At 38.5% G+C, this 750-nt stretch carries 1 protein-coding gene; it reads right to left on the minus strand.

Annotation, left to right across the window (positions count from 1 at the left end; all coding sequences use genetic code 11):
- A partial coding sequence (locus tag O3650_RS09545) for a transposase (protein ID WP_371492025.1) occupies positions 1–743 on the minus strand: 743 nt, incomplete at its 3' end.
- Positions 744–750 lie beyond the last annotated feature (7 nt).

The raw sequence follows: 750 nt of genomic DNA on the forward strand, positions 1-750 counted from the left end.
GAAGGATTCAGTTTTGAAACCAAATGAATCTTTTCTTTGCGAGCTAGTTGAATGTTGTCCTTTCCTGAATAAGCCGCATCACCAATAATAGTCTCGATGTCCAGACTATTTTCCTTTGTTTTGGCATATAATTCAGGTAAATATTTCCCATCGCTTTGTTCGCCAGAAGTGACCACACAAGCAGTAATAATCCGTTCATCCGTCATAGCGATATGACTTTTATATCCATAGAAAGAGCTGTCGGCTGTCTTATGTCCAAGCCTAGCCTCCTCCTTAACAGAAGCTTCCAAGTGTTCTAAGTCGTCCTCGACAGCCTCTTTTAGGTAATTGAACTTTTGAGACACAGCCGGTAGGGCTAAGAGTTCCTCGTGTTTTTCAACCACAGCCATTAACTCCTCTGTATAGGTCAACTCTACTTCGAGGTTATCTTCCTGAGGTTTCTTTGGAAATTCTATTTTGATATCTTCTGAATGTTGATAAATTGTTTTACGTAAAGCTTTTGAACGCTCTCTAAGGATTTCTTGGGGTTTCTTATGATTATAATGAGATTTGGTGTGAGTGGCATCCACAATGAGGATTTTACTCTTAATCAAGTTATGTTCGAGTGCAATTTGAACAGACTTCTGAATCAATACATCAAGCAGTTTGTTATCTTTAATTCTTAGCTTTCTAAATTTTGTCAGAGAAGATGGCTCGATAACAGAATCCTCAGGAGCCAGACCAAGAAAAAATTTAAAGGCCATATCTGAC

Source organism: Streptococcus sp. 20925_1_24 (genome assembly GCF_041432335.1).
Taxonomy (GTDB): domain Bacteria; phylum Bacillota; class Bacilli; order Lactobacillales; family Streptococcaceae; genus Streptococcus; species Streptococcus mitis_BM.